Genomic DNA, 17018 nt, shown 5'->3' on the forward strand with positions numbered 1-17018 from the left:
GAGGCGGCTACTGGCGGGGCGCCCTGGTCAGGAGGGAGGGGCGCAGTTCGCCCAGGCCCTTGGCCGTCATCGGTTCGGCGGGGGTCAGGGCGAAGCCCGCCGTCCCCGTCAGTCCGCCGGCCAGCTCGGGATCCACCAGCACCCCGCCAGCGGGCGCCAGCGAGGTCAGCCTGCTGGCCAGGTTGACGGTCGTGCCGAACACGTCGCCCATCCTGCTGATCACCAGGCCGAGCGCGAGACCGACCCGCAGGTCGGGCATCGCCCGGTCGGGCGCGTGCACCTGGATCAGGCGCAGCGCGATCTCGGCGGCCACGGCCGCGGAGTCGGCGACGAACAGCACCGAGTCGCCCAGGGTCTTGACCACCCTGCCGCCCGAGGAGGTGACCACGTCGGCCGATCGGCCCTCGAACCGCTCGACCAGGCCCGCCAGCTCCTTCTCCGGGATCTGGCGGCTCATCCTGGTGAACCCCACCATGTCGGCGAAGCCGACGGCCAGCCGTACGGTGCCGACCTCCTGGTCCACGATGCGCCCAGCGGCGGAGGCGAGCTGGCGCCGCCAGGTGTAGACCAGCAGCTGCTCCAGCGAGGGCACCACGCGGTCGGCGCGCGCCCGCCACGCCGTCGACCGCTCGGCCAGCGGCACGCCCGCCTGGTCGAGCGTCTCGGCGCCCAGCTCGGCCTGCGACTCGGCCAGCGCGGCCGTCGCCCTGCCGAGCGCCCTGGTGACCAGCAGCATGTGCTCCTCGTCGTAACTCCCGTCGCCGACCAGGCTCACCAGGGTCCTGAGCGCCTCCACGTCGGCGTCGGTGAAGACCACCGCATCGTCGGCGACGTTCGCGAACCCGAGCGCCCGCCAGTAGCGGCGCGCGCGGTAGACCGGCACGCCCGCCATCGCCGCCACCTGATGACTGGTGTAGCGCGCGGGCTGGCGGAGAAAGGCCTCCGTCAGGAGGTCGATCTCAGGGTCATCGACCGTCATGGGGACATTGCACCACACACCCGGCATAGTTAGCGTTCATCATCATGAGGTCTTATGCCGTGCAGCTCTACACCCTCAGAGACCACCTGGCCGCCGACCCCACCGCAACCCTCACCAGGCTCGCCGCACTCGGTTACGAGGCGGTCGAACCGTTCGACCTGACCCCTGTCGAGGGGTTCGAGGTCCCTTCCGCCCATGCCCCGCTGCTCGGCCCGAACAGGGACGACTACCTCAAGGTCGCGGACACCCTCATCGTGCCGATGGTGCGGCCCGAGGAGTTCACGACCGAGGAGGGGATCAGGCGGACCGCCGACGCGCTGAACGCCGCCTCCGCGTGGGGAGCGGGCCACGGCGTCACGGTCGGCTACCACAACCACCACTGGGAGCTGGCCTCGCGGGTCGGCGGGCGGCCCGCCCTGGAGGTCCTGGCCGACCTGCTCGACCCCGCCGTGGTGCTCGAAGTGGACGTCTACTGGGCCGCCGTCGGCGGCGCCGACGTGCCCGCGCTGCTCGGCAGGCTCGGCGAGCGGGTCCGGTTCCTGCACGTCAAGGACGGCCCGGCCACGCTAGGCGAACCGATGACCGCGGTCGGCTCGGGCACGCTGCCCATCCCCGACATCCTCGCCGCCGCCCCGCAGGCCAGGCGCGTGGTCGAGCTCGACAGCTGCGCCACCGACATCTTCGACGCGCTGGCCGACTCCCTCGCCTACCTGCGCGAGGTGGAGGGCCGGTGACCGGGATCGCCATCGTCGGCTGCGGCAACATCAGCCAGCAGTACCTCACCAACCTGACCTCCTTCCCCGAGCTGAACGTGATCGCCTGCGCCGACCTCGACGTGGACCGCGCGCGGGCCGTCGCCAAGGAGTACGGCGTGCCCGTCGCGGGGGAGGTCGCGCAGGTCGTCAACCACCCCGACGTCGAGATCGTGGTCAACCTGACGGTGCCGGCCGCGCACGCCGAGGTCGCCGCGGAGGTCGTCGCCACGGGACGGCACGTCTACAACGAGAAACCGCTGACCCTGGACCCCGCCTCCGCCCGTGACCTGCTGGAGGCGGCCCAGGCGGCGGGGGTCAGGGTCGGCTGCGCGCCCGACACCTTCCTGGGCGCGGGGCTCCAGACCGTCGCCCGCAGCCTCGCCGCCGGCGACATCGGCACCCCGTTATCGGCGATCACGCTCCTGCAGGGCCCGGGACCCGACCGCTGGCACCCGAGCCCCGAATTCTTCTTCAAACCGGGCGCGGGACCGCTGTTCGACATGGGCCCCTACTACCTGACCGCGCTCGCCGTCCTCTTCGGGCCGGTGACGAGAGTGGCCGCCAACGGCAGCAGGGCGCACGCGCGGCGGCGCGTCGGCTCGGGCCCGCTGGCCGGCACCGTCTTCGACGTGGAGGTGCTCACGCACGTCAACGCCCTGCTGGAGTTCGCCGGCGGACAGCGGGCCACCACCGTGTTCTCCTTCGACTCGCCGCTGTCGCGCGGCGACTTCCTCGAGCTCACCGGCACCGAAGCCACCCTGGCCGCGCCCAACCCGAACAACTTCGACGGCCCCGTACGGCTGCGCCGCACCGGCGCCCCCGACTGGACCGACCTGCCGGTGCGCGGCAGCACCGCGGGACGGGGCATCGGGGTGCTGGAAATGGCCCGCGCCATCGCCGAGGGACGGCCGCACCGGGCGTCGGGCGAGCTGGCGCTGCACGTCGTGGAGGTCATGACCGCGATCCTGACCTCGGCCGAGGAGTCCCGCTTCGTCCCCGTCACCTCCACCTTCACCCCGCCCGAACCGTGGGAGGCCGCCATCTGAGGTCGTGACCGCCTACGAGATCCGCCGGCTGTGCTCCTCGATGACCCGCGCCACCAGGCCGGGAGCGCGCAGGTGGCGGCCGTGGCCCTGCTTCGGGAGGGTCACCCGCTCGCTCGCGGGCAGCACCCCGGCCAGGGCGTTGGACGGCGGCGATCATCCCGACCAGCCGGGCCTGGGACGGCGGTAGCCGTACGACGCCGCGCAGGAAGATCCTGAGCGCCTCGCCCGTACGCCCGCGCGCGAGGGCGGCCCGGGCCGCCGCCGTCGCCGCGCCGCCCAGCGACGTCCCGACCACGACGGGCGGCTCGTAGAGGACCAGCCCGGTGAAGGCGGCGCCAGACACCCACGAGGACGACCCGCTCCAGCCATAGCTGGCGGTACTCGACCTCGGTGACGTCCTGAAGCTCCGTGGAAAAGGCCCGCCACACGGCGGAGCGCATGGCGCTCTTCCAGATCCAGCTCGCCGAGCTCGACCGTTCGGACGTCCCAGAATCATCCCCGACATATGGGCCGTCAGTCACCTGGTTAACCGGGCAGTACCTTCACGTTGCCCGCGCCCGAGCGAATGATGATCTTGCGCGGCGAGCCGGGGTCGTCGGTCACCTTCACCTCGGCGTCGCCCGCACCGACCTCGGCGGTGACGTCGTAGGAACCCCGCGGGAGGTGGAGCGTAGCATCGCCCGAGCCGACCGTCACCTCGACGTCGTCGGGTGCGCCGGCGAACTTCAGCTCGAGGCTGCCGGAGCCGGACTCCGCGACGACGCGCTTGGCGCCGAGGCCGTTTCCGTCGATCGTGCCCGCGCCCGCCTTGGCCTCGACCTCCCCGGTCAGCGAGCGCAGCGTGAGGTCGCCCGAGCCGGTGTCACTCTTGACGCGAAGACCCTTGGGAACCTCGATCGTGTAGTCGACCCAGCAGCTGTCGCCGCTTTCGCAGCTGTAGGCGAGCTCGAGCGTGTCGCCCTTCACCTCATGCGAGGTCTTGGGCTCGCGGTCGCGCCAGTGCCGCTTCTCCGTGACCTTGATCCCGGTCCTGTCGACCTCGTTGACCACGACGTCGCCGGCACCGCTCATGACGTCCAGGCCCGCGACCTTGTCCGACACCTCGTAGGTCTCGGTCTTCTCGTCCGATGCCCTGCCCATACCGACAAAACCGCAACCCGTCAGCGCCGTGCCGGACAGCACCAGCGCACCCAGGGCGATCACGCCTTTTCGCTTCATGTCTCCATGCTCTCCCGGGGAAGGAAAAGGCGGCATCGGGGATCGCCCTTGCCTTGTCCTGGACCAACCCCGTGAAGTAGCGTCCCATGATCCAGAACTAAGTTTCCATGATGCGGAAAGAGGCTCCAATGGAGATCGCCGGCCCCATGCTCGACCGGTCCTCCAGGAGCAGGCCGCCCGTCCGCCCGGCGCCACGTCACTCGACCCTCTGATCGCGCTCCTGGACGGTGACGCCGAGGCACCGCTGATCGTGGCGTTGAGGGAAGGATACTCAGCGCACGGCGACGCGGCCTTCGAACGGGCTCCAGGCCATCATCGCCGGAACGTTCGCGGCGGGCTCGCGTGCGTGAACCCTACGAGCCTCGGCCCGGATCCCGTCACGACGTCCTCGGGGCGCAGGTCGTACCACTTGAGGTCGGGCCCTGGCAGGCTGAGCCGCTCCCGGGCGTGAGCAGCTTCCTGATGTGCTCGTATCCGGGATCCACGCTGATCATGGGCCGACCGTAGGGCTCGCCGCCGGACGGTGGAAGAGCCACTTGCGGCGGGTTGCCGGGGACCACCGTACGGCTCAGGGCGGCCCCTCGAAATCGGGCGGAGGGAGGTCGCCGGTGTACGGTTCGAGCGGGCGTCCGGCGAGGAAGGCGCGCACCGCCGCCAGGTAGGGCCCCGGCCTGTCGCGGTAGGCGTCGTGCCCCGCCTGGCGCAGGTAGACCAGCCGGGCGCCGGGCAGCAGCGTCCGGTAATCGGCGGCCGACGACCAGCTCTGGTAGTCGCAGGACCCCTTGATGATCAGCGCGGGGACCTGGCTGCCGGTGATGCCCTCCCGGATCCACGGAGGAATGGGACGGCGCACCAGGTTGGCGTACGCGCCGGTGGAGGTGGCGGGTGCGGCGCCTCCCGCGCAGCGCAGGGCGGGCAGCAGCAGCCGGTGGTAGGCGTCGAGCCGCGCGTCGAGTTCCGCGTCGCCGACGACGGAGCGCGCGGTGGCGGGGTTCACCTGGAGCAGCGTGGAGGCGGTCAGGACGCGCGGATGCAGCAGGGACAGCGCCAGCCGCCGGTTCTGGGCGGCGTCGAGGCGGGTCAGCACCGCCCCCGTGGGCGGGGCATGGAGTCCTGCCGGTGACGACAGGACGAGCCTGTCCACCCTGTCGGGGTGGCGGGCCAGGTACGCGGACGCCAGCAGGGCGCCTTCCGCGTGGCCGACCAGGACGAGCCGGTCGGCCCGCAGCCGCAGGCGGATCGCTTCGAGGTCGTCGAGGTCCCTGGTCAGGCCGTACTCTCCGGGGTCGGACAGCCGGGCCGAGCGGCCCGCGCCGAGCTGGTCGTAGACGTAGACGGGGTGGCCGTCGGCGGCCAGCGCGCCGAAGAACGCCGAGTCGCCGTCCAGGTCCGCCCGGCCGGGGCCGCCGTGCAGGACCACCACGGGCGGCAGCCCGCGCGGCCGCTTCGGCGTCGTGGCGACGTAGGCGAGCCTGGAGCCGGTGGGCAGGTCCCACATCCGCTGGCCCGCGACGGGCGGTAGCGGCGGCGGGCTCTCGAGCGGGCCGAGAGTGGCCGCCGCGACCTGCCAGACGACCAGGGTCTCGACGCCGAGGACGACGACGGCGCGCAGCCAGCGGGGGAGCCGCGCGGCGGGACGCGGCAGGATCAGCAGGAGGCCGAGGAAGAGGATCGCGGCGAAGACGCCCAGAGCGGCGCCGAGCAGGACGGCGGGCGTGGTGATCAGGGTGGCCAGGCCGCCGAGGGTGGCCAGGGCCAGCACGGGAGCGAGCCCGACGACGACCGCGCCGGCCAGTACGCGGCCCAGCAGGCGCAGGCCGCGCCGGGCGAGAGGACGCCACAGGGGCCACGGCACACGCCCGAACCTACTCGAAGACCCACGTATGTGACCAGTTGTGCTCATGTCACTTCATGTGGCGACATCAGCCAGGCTTTGGGCGCTCACCATCAAACTTCTGATGATTTGCGGCAAATATCTGGACGTAGTTCGCCAGAGATCTTACGGTTACGGCGAAACGTGACGGAAATCCGCCGAAGGGACGCACTGCCATGTCCGTTCGCACCCCCCGATGGCTGGCGCAGACCTGCGCCTTACTCCTGGCCTTATCCGGCACCGTGACCTTCACCGTGGCAGGGGCCGCGCCGGCCCAGGCGCACGCCGTGATCGATCCCGCCGACTACCAGCGGGTCGAGCTGGCCAAGGGCGTCGCCGAGATGGGCGAGCCCATGACCATGGCCGTCCTGCCCGACCTCTCGGTCCTGCACACCTCGCGGGACGGCACGCTGCGCCGTACCGACGCGAGGGGGGAGACCGCGGTGGCGGGGACGCTGCCGGTCTACACCCACGACGAGGAGGGTCTGCAGGGGATCGCCGTGGACCCGCAGTTCGCGACGAACCGGACGATCTACCTGTACTACGCGCCCAAGCTGAGCACCCCCGCCGGTGACGCGCCCGCGACCGGCACCGACTGGAGCGCGTGGCAGGGCGTCAACCGCCTGTCGAGGTTCACGCTGAAGCCGGACTGGAGCCTCGACCGGGCCAGCGAGAAGACCGTCCTCGAGGTGCCCGCCGACCGCGGCCTGTGCTGCCACGTCGGCGGCGACATGGACTTCGACGCGCAGGGCAACCTCTACCTGAGCACCGGGGACGACACCAACCCGTTCGACTCGGCGGGCTTCGCGCCGATCGACGAGCGGACGAACCGCAACCCCGCCTACGACGCCCAGCGCACCTCGGCCAACACCAACGACCTGCGCGGCAAGATCCTGCGGATCAAGGTGAACCCCGCCGACGGCACCTACACCGTCCCTGCGGGCAATCTGTTCCCGCCCGGCACCGAGAAGGCCAGGCCCGAGATCTACGCCATGGGCTTCCGCAACCCGTTCAGGATGAGCGTCGACCGGGCGACGGGCGTCGTCTACGTCGGCGACTACGGGCCCGACGCGGGCAGCACCGACCCCAACCGCGGCCCGAGCGGCCAGGTGGAGTTCAACAAGGTCGACAAGCCGGGCAACTACGGCTGGCCGTACTGCACGGGGACGAACACCCCCGTCGAGACCTACAACGAGTACACCTTCCCCAGCGGGCCCTCGGGCGCGACGTACGACTGCGCGGGCGGCCCGGCCAACAACAGCTTCCGCAACACGGGACTGCCGAAGCTGCCTGCCGCGCTGCCGGCCTGGATCAGGTACGGCGGAGACGCGGGCAGCCCGCCCGAGTTCGGCAGCGGCTCGGAGTCGCCGATGGGCGGCCCGGTCTACCGCTACGACGCCGGCCTGAACTCTGCGGTCAAGTTCCCGCAGGAGCTCGACGGGAACTTCTTCGCGGGCGAGTTCGGCCGCAGGTGGATCAAGGCCATCCACGTGGCCGACGGAGCGATCGCGAACTTCCCCTGGACCGGCACCCAGGTCATGGACCTGACCTTCGGCCCAGACGGCGCCCTGTACGTGCTCGACTACGGCTCGGGCTACTTCGGCGGCGACGCCAACTCGGCGCTGTACCGCTACGAGTACATCAAGGGCAGGGACCGCTCCCCGATCGCGGTGGCCAAGGCCGACAGGACCTCGGGCAAGGCCCCGCTGACGGTCGCCTTCTCCTCGGCGGGCTCGACCGACCCCGAGGGCCAGGCGATCACGTACGCGTGGGACTTCGGCGACGGCGGCTCCTCCACCGAGGCCAACCCCACCCACACCTACACGGCCGAGGGCACGTTCTCCGCGACCCTGACCGTGCGCGACCCCGGCGGCAACACCGGTACGGCCAGCGTCGTCATCACCTCCGGCAACACCGCGCCCACCGTGACGATCGACCTGCCGGACGAGGGCACCCTGTTCGACTGGGGCGACAGCGTGCCGTACGACGTCAGGGTCACCGACCCCGAGGACGGCACGGCCGACTGCGCCAAGGTCAGGATGACCTACGTGCTCGGCCACGACAGCCACGGCCACGAGATCACCGCCAAGGACGGCTGCGAGGGCGAGCTGACCATCCCGGTCGACGGCGAGCACGACGACGCGGCCAACATCTTCGCCGTCTTCGACGCCGCCTACACCGACAAGGGCGGCCTCACCACCCATACGCAGCACATCCTGCAGCCCAGGCACCGCCAGGCCGAGCACTACGCGACGATGCAGGGCGTCTCGCAGATCAACAAGGCCACCGCGCACGGCGGCAAGACCGTCGGCAACGTCCACAACGGCGACTGGATCTCCTTCAGGCCCTACCGCCTCGACGGCGCCAAGTCGATCAGGGCGAGGGTGTCGTCGGGCGGCGTCGGCGGCTTCCTCGAGGTGCGCACCGGCTCGGCCACGGGCCCGCTGCTCGGCAGGGCGGCCGTGCCGGTGACCGGCGGCTGGGAGACCTTCGTCGAGGTCTCGGCGCCGCTGGAGAACGCCCCCGCCGCCTCGGGCGCCCTCTACCTGGTCTTCACCGGCGGCTCGGGCGCGCTGTTCGACCTGGACGACTTCACGCTGTCGAAGGAGCCCGCCACCGGGGGCCCCGTCATCGGCGCGATCAGAGGGCCGGGCGGCGCCTGCGTCGACGTCGCGGGCGGGAACAGCGCCGACGGCACCAAGGTGCAGCTCTACGCCTGCAACGGCACCGCCGCCCAGACCTGGCAGTTCGACGGCGCGACGATCAAGGCGCTCGGCAAGTGCCTGGACGTCGCGGGCGGCGTCAACGCCGACGGCACCAAGGTCCAGCTCTACACCTGCAACGGCACCCCGGCGCAGAGCTGGACCGTGGCGGGGGAGCAGATCAAGGTGTACGGCACCAGGTGCCTCGACGGCGCCGACCCCGCGCAGCTGGTCATCAGAGCCTGCGACGGCAGCGCGAACCAGCGGTTCGCGACCCCCGCGCCGCCGCAGGCGGGCGACCTGATGATCTTCTCCCGTACGGCAGGCTTCAGGCACGACTCGATCGACGCCGGGATCCAGGCCGTCAAGGACCTCGGCTTCAAGGTGACCGCCACCGAGGACCCCGCCGCCTTCACCGCCGACAACCTGGCCAGGTTCAAGGCCGTCGTCTTCCTCAACACCACGGGAGACGTGCTCGACGCCGCCCAGCAGGCGGCCTTCGAGGCCTACATCAAGGGCGGCGGAGGTTACGCGGGCATCCACGCCGCGGCCGACACCGAGTACGACTGGCCGTTCTACGGCGACCTCGTCGGCGCGTGGTTCGCCTCGCATCCCGCGATCCAGAAGGCGAAGGTCAAGGTGACGGACAGGGCGCACCCCTCCACCGCGCACCTGTCGCCCGTCTGGGAGCGGACCGACGAGTGGTACAACTACCGGACCAACGCGCGGACCCACGCCCACGTGCTGGCCACCCTCGACGAGACCTCGTACTCGGGCGGCAGCATGGGCGGCGACCACCCGATCGCCTGGTGCAAGCCGTATGAGAAGGGCAGGTCCTTCTACACCGGCGGCGGCCACACGAAGGAGTCCTTCGCCGAGCCCGACTTCAGGAAGCACCTGAAGGGCGGACTCGACTACGCGATGGGCGCCGCGCACGCCGACTGCCGCCCCGAGAGCGGGTACACGCCGCTGACCACCGGGTGGGAGCAGGCCGGGCCCGGCCGCTTCGTCCAGGCCCCCGACGGCACCCTCACCTCAGAGGGCGGCATGGGCCTGTACTGGTACAAGGCCCAGCAGTTCACCCAGGGCTACTCGCTCAAGCTCGACTGGAAGATGGCGGGAGACGACAACTCGGGCGTCTTCATCGGCTTCCCCGCTTCCACGGACCCGTGGTCGGCCGTCAATAACGGCTACGAGATCCAGATCGACGCCACCGACGCCCCGGAGAAGACCACGGGCGCGGTCTACGGCTTCAAGTCCGCCGACCTGGCCGCCCGCGACAAGGCGCTGAACCCGCCCGGACAGTGGAACACCTTCGAGATCCGCGTCGAGGGCGAACGGGTGCGGGTCTTCCTCAACGGTGTCCAGGTCAACGACTACACCAACACCGACCCCAACCGCTCGCTCAAGGACGGGCACATCGGCCTCCAGAACCACGGCGCGGGCGACGAGGTCTCCTTCCGTGACATCAGGGTGAAGGAGCTCGGCCCGCCGACCGGCGACACCGTCGTCCAGGCGGAGAACTGGTCGCAGGCCGGCGGCGTGCAGACCTACCCGCACGGGCCGGCCCACGGTGGCACCGTGCTCGGCTTCGTCAATCCCGGCGACTGGGCCGCCTACGACGGCGTGGACCTGACCGGCGTCACCGCCTTCAAGGCCCGGGTCGCCGCGCCCAGTCCGACGGGCGGCTTCGAGATCCGCACCGGCTCGCCCTCAGGGCCCGTGCTGGGCAGCGTCACCGTCCCCGCCACCGGCGGGTGGGAGTCGTACGCCGACGTCTCCACCGCCCTGACGGGCGTTCCCAGCGGTACGGCGAAGCTGTATCTGACGTTCAACGGCGCCGACTTCGACGTCGACGACTTCACCCTCGTCCGCGGCCCGAAGGACACCGCGGCCCCGGTCACCACGGCGAAGCTGTCGTCGGCGGCGGGGCCGTCGGGCTGGCACACCGGCCCGGTCACGCTCACCCTGACCGCCGCCGACGAAGGCTCGGGCGTGGCGGGGACCGAGTACCGGCTGGGGGAGGAATGGCGGCCCTACACCGCGCCCGTCGAGGTGAAGGCCGACGGAGCCCACACCGTGGCGTTCCGCTCGCAGGACAAGGCGGGCAACAAGGAGGAGGCCAAGGAGATCGCGTTCAGGATCGACGCCACCGCGCCCACGCTGACCGTGGGCGAGCTGGCCGCCGCGTACGGCGACAGCGCCCAGATCACGCCGACCGCCACGGCCGAGGACGCCGGGTCGGGCCTGGACGGCGCGGCGCAGGCCACGCTCGACGGCGAGCGGGTGGACCTCGGGGAGCCGATCGACCTGCATCCGCTGGCGCTCGGCGAGCACACGGTCCGCGTCACCGCCAAGGACAAGGCGGGCAACACCGGCGAGAAGGTCGTGACGTTCACCGTCACGACCTCCTATGCCGATGTGCGGGCGCTGATCGAGCGGTTCGAGCTGGAGCAGGGCGAGCGCGCCCCGCTGCTGGCGCTGCTGAAGGCGGCCGAGCAGACGCCTTCCGTGGCCTCGGTCACGATCCTCGAGCAGTTCAGGAAGAAGGCGGAGAGCGTGGCGGACGCGGCCGCCCGCGCCGTGCTCCAGCGTGACGCCGACGCACTGATCGCCGACCGGCGCTGAGCTGCGACCGAGGATGCCCCTTCCTGATGATGGGAAGGGGCATCCTCGGTTGGAGCGGCGCCCGCCTGTTCGCGCAGCGCCCGCCTGTTGGAGCAGCGCGCGCCTGTTAGAGCGGTGCCCCTTCTCTAGAGCAATGCCCTGCCTGGAGAGCAGTGCCCCGCCTCTAGAGCAGCGTGCCGCCGACCACCTGGAAGGAGGCGAGTGCCTCATCCAGCCGCTTCAGCGTGTCGGCGTGCAGCGCGATGCCCGCCGTCTGCAGGTTCTCGCTGATGTGCGCCGGCGTCCTGCTGCCGGGGATCGGCACCACGTGCTCGTCCTGGTGCAGCAGCCAGGCCAGCGCCAGTTGGGCGGGCGTGATGCCGAGCTCGGTGGCCAGGTGCCGGATCGGCGCGTACCTGTCGTTGTTCGTGGCGAGGTTGGCGGCCTCGAAGCGCGGCGCGTTGTGCCGGAAGTCGCCCTCCTCCAGCTTCGAGACGCCGCCCGTCAGGAAGCCCGAGCCCAGCGGGCTCCACGCCACCACACCGACGCCGAGCTGCCTCGCCGTGGCCAGTAGGTCGGGCTCGATCGGCCGCCACATCGACCACTCCACCTGGACCGCCGCGATCGGCACGACGGCATGGGCCCGGCGCAACTGGTCGGCGGTCACGTTCGACAGGCCCGCGTGCCGTACCAGACCGGCCTTCACCAGCTCCGCCACCGCGCCCATGGTGTCCTCGACGGGCACGCCGGGGTCGGGGTAGTGCAGGTAGTAAAGGTCGATCACGTCGGTGTCAAGGTTGCGCAGGCTGCGCTCGGCGTAGCCGCGGACCAGGGCGGGATCGGCGTTGCCGCGCAGCTCGCCGAAGGCGTAGCCGACGGGGATGGACCTGGTCTCCACCCCCTCGGGGACGGCCAGGCCGAACTTGGTCGCCACCACGACCTCGTCCCTCCTGCCCTTGATCGCCCGGCCGACCAGCCGCTCGTTGTGCCCGTCGGGCCCGTAGGCGTCGCTGGTGTCGATGTGCGTGCCGCCCTCGTCGAGCGCGTGACGCAGCGCGGTCATGGCCCTGTCGTCGTCGATCTCGCCGTAGATGCCGGGTGACAGGACCATCGCCCCGAAACCGATCGGGGGAACGGTGAGCTTCCCAAGAGTTCTCATGCCCCCGATCCTGCAGGCCGGCTTCTGGCCGTGTCCAAGACATCCCGGTATAACCGATGGTTATGGAGATGCACCTGCGTGAGAGGCGGTACTCCTGGCATGGGCCCCTCAGGACGCAGGGAGGACGGCCCGACGCACTCGTATGGATCTTGTTAGCCAAGGAGTCCGCAAACCGGCCCGACCAGATCACCCGCCAGTTCGCTGATCTCGAGGCAGGGCGCTGCTTCACGTCCCCGTTGCCCATGGCCGCGTCAACATGCGGGAGATTCGCGCACGAGCAGGAGTCGGGAGGCGGGTGCATGTTTCCGTCCACGTAGAGTGGCCGTCTCCGAGTCCACCTGATCGAGGATCGCGCGGTTGGTCAAAATGATCTTCTTGCAACATAACCCCTGGTAGCGGCATGGATCTCAGGTTGCTTAAGAGCTTTGTGGTCGCCGCCGAGGAGCTGAACGTCACCAGGGCCGCCGAGCGGCTCTTCGTGTCGCAGCCCGCGCTGTCCAAACAGCTGAGGACGCTGGAACGGCAGCTCGGGTTCACCCTCTTCGACCGCGTGCCGAGCGGCCTGGTGCTCACCCGCCAGGGCACGGCGCTGCTGCCGGTCGCCCGCGACCTGCTGGCCCGCTGGGACGAGGGCCTCGACCTGGTACGGCAGGCCGCCCCCACCGGCACGCTGGTGATCGGCCTGCAGACCGCCGTGGGGCGGGGCATCCAGGCCGAGGCGCTGCGGCGGTTCAGGGAGCGGATGCCGGGCTGGATGGTGTCGCTGCGCGTGGTCGGGTGGGAGGACCCGAGCGCCGGGCTGTCGGACGGCGGCTCCGACGTCGCCTTCGTGTGGCTGCCCGCCCCCGAGGGCCTGGCCACCAAGGTGCTGGCGACCGAGCGGCGGTTCGTCGCGATGCCCGAGGGACACCGGCTGGCCGGGCGGGAGGAGATCGACTTCGCCGAGCTGCGCGAGGAGCCCTTCGTGGCGCTGCCCGAGGCGGCCGGGCCGCTGCGGGAGTTCTGGCTCGGCGGCCCAGGGACGATCGTCGGGGGCGAGGCGTCCTCGCCCGACGGCGTCTTCGAGGCGGTCATGGCGGGGCTCGGGCTCGTGCTGCTCGCGGAGGGGAACGCCGAGCTGTACCGGCGTCCTGGCCTGGTCGCCCGGCCGGTCACCGGGCTGTCGCCGGCCCGGCTGGCCGTCGCCTGGCGCGCCGCCGACCACCGCCCGGCCGTCACGGCGTTCCTGCGGAGCTTCGCCTAGCTCGGGCCCGGCAGCGGGCGGGCGAAGGTCGAGACGGCACCGATAGCATGGCGATCACGTTGAATGAGGTGAAGGAGACACTCTTGAGCGAGCTGGAGCGGGTTCCTCCAGGTGTTGATCCCAGCGTGCCGAGTTCCGCCCGCGTGTACGACTATCTGCTCGGCGGCAAGGACCACCTCGCCGTCGACAGGGCGGTCGCCGACCGGCTGCTGTCCGTCGCCCCCGACACCAGGCTGGTGGCGCGGGCCAACCGGCTCTTCATGGTCAGGGCGGTGCGCCACCTGGCCGAGCAGGGCGTGCGGCAGTTCATCGACCTCGGGACCGGCATTCCCACCTCGCCCAGCGTGCACGAGACCGCCCGTGAGGTGAGCCCCGCGTGCCGGGTGGTCTACGTGGACTACGACCCCATGGTGCGGATGCACGCCGACGTGCTGCTGGCCACGACCCCCGGCGTGGCCAGCATCCAGGCCGACGTGCGCAAGCCGGGTGAGATCCTCAGCGATCCGCACATCACCGGTTTGATCGACTTCGACCAGCCGGTCGGCGTGCTGATGGTGGGGGTGCTGCACTTCATCATGGACAGCGAGGACCCGGGCGGCATCGTGGCGGCGTTCAGGGAGCGGATGGCGCCCGGCAGCCACCTGGTGCTGTCCCACACGATGGCGGAGAGCTCGCCTGAGGCGATCGCCCAGCTCACCATGGCCACGGCGAACTCGCCCGCGCAGGCCACCTTCCGTACGCGGGAGCAGGTGGAGCGGTTCTTCGAGGGGTTCGACCTCATCGGCCCAGGTCTCGTGCCGGTGCAGGAGTGGCGCCTCGGCCACGAGGACGAGGCGCAGATCCCGCTGCTGGACGAGGCGCCGCGGCTGCGCGTCGACGGCGGCGTCGGGCGGGTGTCGTCCGACCTGACGTGACGGAGGCCGTCGCCGAGCGGACCGCCGGCGGCTTCCCTCTCTACAGCGAGACTGACATCCGCCGGCCAAGCGGATGAAGCCGCTGGGATTCAGCCCGGAGGAGAGGCGCGACCTGCCGGGCGACACGATCCTGATGACGTGCGCATCGACCTGACGAACGCCCACATCTGGGACGCCTCGTCGGTGGCGGCGCTGGACGCGGTGGAGACGAAGTACGCGGCGCGGGGCAAGATGGTGACGGTCGTGGGACTCAATGAGCGCAGCGCCGAACTCCACAAATCTCTCGCCGGCCGGCTCGCCAGCCACTGACCCACCCTGCCCAAGAGGCCGAAGCTCCCGGCTGACCGGTCACCCACGACGGACCTTCAGGCGTGTCACTCTCCCCGTGACGGTCTCCAGGCGCGCCGTTTCTCCGGCGAGTCTGAAGGGCGTGACAGGCCTGCTGGTGGGCCGCGCGTGTGGCGGGCCTTTGCGATGGAGTTTTTGTGCGCGACGTCCTCTGGGCGGGCCCTTCGCAGGCGACCGGTCATAGTAGAACGCTCGTGCCTGTCTCGCTCGGCGGGAACCGGCGGGTAGGGATAGCGCTTTCACAGGTGGATGGGGTGGAATGTCAGGGCCCGTTGAACGACCCCTTGGGAGACCCCTGTGCCCCTGTTCGACCTCCCCCTCGACCAGCTGCGCGAGTACCGCCCCGAGCGGGACGAGCCCGCCGACTTCGACGCCTTCTGGAGCCGCACGCTGGCCGCGGCCGCCGAGCACGACCTCGCCCCCGCGTTCACTCCCTACGACCTCCCGCTGACCACCGTGGACGCCTACGACATCTCCTTCGCCGGATGGGGTGGCGACCGGATCAACGGATGGCTCGTGGTGCCGCGCGGCGCCGAGGGGCCCGTGCCGTGCGTCGTGCAGTACATCGGCTACTCGGGCGGCAGGGGCTTCGTCCACGACCACCTGGCCTGGCCGTCCGCGGGTCTTGCGGTGCTGGTCGTCGACACGCGCGGCCAGGGCGGGCACAGCCTCAACAGTCCCGGCGCCACCGCCGACCCCCACGGCGGACAGTCGCCGCAGGCGCCCGGCATGATGACGAGGGGCATCCTCGACCCCGACGACTACTACTACCGCCGGGTCTTCACCGACGCCGTCAGGGCGGTGGAGGTGGCCGTGGGGCACCCCGCCGTCGACGGCGACAGGATCGTGGTCTCGGGCGGCAGCCAGGGCGGCGGCATCGCCCAGGCGGTGGCCGCGCTGTCCCCCTCGGTGAAGGGCGCGCTGATCGACGTGCCGTTCCTCACCCACTTCCGCAGGGCGGTCGAGATCACCGGACGCGACCCCTACCAGGAGATCGTCCGCTTCCTCGCCAGCCAGCGGCCGAGTGCCGAGACCGTGTTCCGCACGCTGTCGTACTTCGACGGCCTGAACTTCGCCGCCAGGGGCCAGGCGTCCGCGCTGTACTCGGTGGCGCTGATGGACGACGTGTGCCCGCCCTCCACTGTCTTCGCCGCCTACAACCACTGGCAGGGGCCGAAGGAGATCACCGTCTGGCCGTGGAACAACCACGAGGGCGGCGGCGGGTTCCAGCGTGAGGAGCAGCTCCGTTACGTGAGCAAGCTGTTCAGCTGACATCCCAACGGGCCGGTACGGCACGCCGCACCGGCCCCGGCTCCCACCGCCGACCCGACGGACGGTCGCAGAAAGGCCGACTCGGCCGGACGCGCACGCGGCCCCCGCGGCGCCTCCTGACGAGTGGGCCAGGCAGGGTGTCTCGTGGATCGCCTGGCTAAGGGTCCGGCAGACAGGTCGCGTCGCGGTCAGCCGAGGTTTTTGACTGAGTCCAGCAGGGCGCGCACGCGGGGCTCCGTGTCCTCGGGTTCGCCTCTGGTGAGCTCGCCGCCCATCCCGACGGCCACCGCTCCGGCCGCGATCCACTCGGCCGCGGTGGCCGAGGTGATGCCGCCCGTGGGCACGATCGGGGCATGGGGCAGCGCCTGCAGCAGGTCTCGCAGCGCCTTGGGAGAGCTCTGCGAGGCGGGGAAGAGCTTCACGAGGTCGGCGCCCGCCTCCAGAGCGGCGACGATCTCAGTCGGTGTAGAAGCCCCCGCCACCACCGGGACGCCGTGACGGTTGCCCGTGCGGATCACCTCGGTGCTGAGCGTGGGGCACACCAGGAACCGCGCGCCCGCCTCGATCGCCAGCACGGCCTGGTGCGGGTCGATCACCGTGCCCGCGCCGACCAGCGCGTCGCGCTCCTGGGCGACGAGCGTTCCGATGGCGTCCAGCGCGTCGGGCGTCGAGAGGGAGACCTCGATGGCGCCGAGTCCGGCGGCGGCGAGCCGCGTGCCGTACGAGACGGCCAGGTCCGCCGAGGACGCGCGGATGATGCCGATCACCCTGTCCGCCACCATCCGCTCGGCCAACCGCCATCTGAAATCCCGCACGATGTGCCTCCGTGGAAATGGATTGCGATATATGGGATGCTTTCGCACATATTGCAAGACTGTCAATTGCTCTGCATGGTAGCCCCA

The 17018-nt window shown here is 71.1% G+C and carries 13 protein-coding genes; 8 read left to right on the plus strand and 5 right to left on the minus strand.

The genetic code is table 11. The features are described from left to right. Positions 1-7: 7 nt before the first annotated feature. Positions 8-979, minus strand: coding sequence for an adenylate/guanylate cyclase domain-containing protein (locus H4W81_RS10955; protein WP_192774710.1), 972 nt, complete (start codon positions 977-979; stop codon positions 8-10). Positions 980-1023: 44 nt separating this feature from the next. On the opposite strand from H4W81_RS10955, the gene H4W81_RS46925 reads away from it, so the two are divergent. Genes H4W81_RS46925 through H4W81_RS10965 form a run of 3 tightly spaced genes read left to right on the plus strand, consistent with a single transcriptional unit; the run spans position 1024 to position 2967 of the window. Further along, positions 1024-1713 (plus strand): sugar phosphate isomerase/epimerase family protein, encoded by a 690-nt coding sequence (locus H4W81_RS46925; RefSeq protein ID WP_225958549.1) that lies wholly within the window; start codon positions 1024-1026, stop codon positions 1711-1713. Beyond that, entirely contained in the window at positions 1710-2780 is a 1071-nt protein-coding gene (locus H4W81_RS46930) for a Gfo/Idh/MocA family protein (RefSeq protein WP_318781658.1), read from the plus strand. Before H4W81_RS46925 ends, H4W81_RS46930 begins: the two co-directional genes overlap by 4 nt. 4 nt (positions 2781-2784) lie before the next feature. Next, positions 2785-2967 (plus strand): hypothetical protein, encoded by a 183-nt coding sequence (locus H4W81_RS10965; RefSeq protein WP_192781463.1) that lies wholly within the window; start codon positions 2785-2787, stop codon positions 2965-2967. A gap of 338 nt (positions 2968-3305) precedes the next feature. On the opposite strand, the gene H4W81_RS10970 is transcribed toward H4W81_RS10965, so the two are convergent. Together H4W81_RS10970 and H4W81_RS10975 are read right to left on the minus strand one after the other, a co-directional pair. Continuing rightward, positions 3306-3998, minus strand: a complete 693-nt coding sequence (locus H4W81_RS10970) for a DUF4097 family beta strand repeat-containing protein (protein WP_192774711.1) — start codon at positions 3996-3998, stop codon at positions 3306-3308. Between the two features lie 568 nt (positions 3999-4566). After that, positions 4567-5853: an alpha/beta hydrolase gene (locus tag H4W81_RS10975; protein ID WP_192774712.1), complete on the minus strand. Its 1287-nt coding sequence runs from the start codon at positions 5851-5853 to the stop codon at positions 4567-4569. Between the two features lie 194 nt (positions 5854-6047). Between H4W81_RS10975 and H4W81_RS10980 the strand changes: the two genes are divergently transcribed. Beyond that, positions 6048-11201, plus strand: coding sequence for a ThuA domain-containing protein (locus H4W81_RS10980; RefSeq protein ID WP_192774713.1), 5154 nt, complete (start codon positions 6048-6050; stop codon positions 11199-11201). 163 nt (positions 11202-11364) lie between these two features. Here the strand turns inward: H4W81_RS10980 and H4W81_RS10985 are convergent, their stop codons facing one another. Beyond that, entirely contained in the window at positions 11365-12339 is a 975-nt protein-coding gene (locus tag H4W81_RS10985; RefSeq protein ID WP_192774714.1) for an aldo/keto reductase, read from the minus strand. 412 nt (positions 12340-12751) lie between these two features. On the opposite strand from H4W81_RS10985, the gene H4W81_RS10990 reads away from it, so the two are divergent. The 4 genes from H4W81_RS10990 (at position 12752) to H4W81_RS11005 (ending at position 16116) form a co-directional block, all read left to right on the plus strand. Beyond that, on the plus strand, positions 12752-13582 hold the full coding sequence (locus tag H4W81_RS10990) for a LysR family transcriptional regulator (protein WP_318781659.1): 831 nt from the start codon (positions 12752-12754) through the stop codon (positions 13580-13582). 83 nt (positions 13583-13665) lie between these two features. Further along, the gene (locus tag H4W81_RS10995) at positions 13666-14496 is read left to right on the plus strand and encodes an SAM-dependent methyltransferase (RefSeq protein ID WP_225958550.1); all 831 of its coding nucleotides are present in this window, start codon (positions 13666-13668) and stop codon (positions 14494-14496) included. 138 nt (positions 14497-14634) lie between these two features. Then, positions 14635-14805 (plus strand): hypothetical protein, encoded by a 171-nt coding sequence (locus H4W81_RS11000; RefSeq protein WP_225958551.1) that lies wholly within the window; start codon positions 14635-14637, stop codon positions 14803-14805. A gap of 336 nt (positions 14806-15141) precedes the next feature. Further along, entirely contained in the window at positions 15142-16116 is a 975-nt protein-coding gene (locus H4W81_RS11005) for an acetylxylan esterase (RefSeq protein ID WP_192774717.1), read from the plus strand. 188 nt (positions 16117-16304) lie between these two features. Here H4W81_RS11005 and H4W81_RS11010 read toward each other — a convergent pair whose 3' ends face one another. Continuing rightward, positions 16305-16931, minus strand: a complete 627-nt coding sequence (locus tag H4W81_RS11010) for a bifunctional 4-hydroxy-2-oxoglutarate aldolase/2-dehydro-3-deoxy-phosphogluconate aldolase (protein WP_318781660.1) — start codon at positions 16929-16931, stop codon at positions 16305-16307. Positions 16932-17018: the final 87 nt, after the last annotated feature.

It is taken from the genome of Nonomuraea africana (genome assembly GCF_014873535.1).
In the GTDB taxonomy this organism is placed as follows: Bacteria; Actinomycetota; Actinomycetes; order Streptosporangiales; family Streptosporangiaceae; genus Nonomuraea; species Nonomuraea africana.